The 267-nt window shown below is 50.2% G+C and carries 1 protein-coding gene; it reads right to left on the bottom strand.

Annotation, left to right across the window (positions count from 1 at the left end; genetic code table 11):
* On the bottom strand, positions 1 to 267 hold a 267-nt coding region (locus B4920_RS26500; RefSeq protein WP_139379695.1), incomplete at both ends, for an SDR family NAD(P)-dependent oxidoreductase.

Below are 267 nucleotides of genomic sequence, written 5' to 3'. Positions count from 1 at the left end.
GCTACGGATATTGTAACGCGCCAGCTCTTTTGCCCAGCCCACAGACATCGCCGCAACACCCGCTTTGGAGGCCGCGTAGTTAGATTGTCCTACGTTACCCGCTTTAGCTAGGCTAGAAATGTTCACAATCACCCCTGCTTGACCGGATTCGATCATTGCAGCAGCCGCTTCACGGCCACAGAGGAAAGTACCAGTAAGATTAACATTAATCACCGATTGGAATTGATCGAATGACATACGGTCAGTCACTTTGCCGTCTTTGGCTTT

It is taken from the genome of Zoogloea sp. LCSB751 (assembly GCF_002028455.1).
Lineage (GTDB): Bacteria > Pseudomonadota > Gammaproteobacteria > Burkholderiales > Rhodocyclaceae > Zoogloea.
The sequence above is the reverse complement of the archived record's forward strand: the minus strand, read 5'-3'. Positions and strand labels throughout refer to the sequence as shown.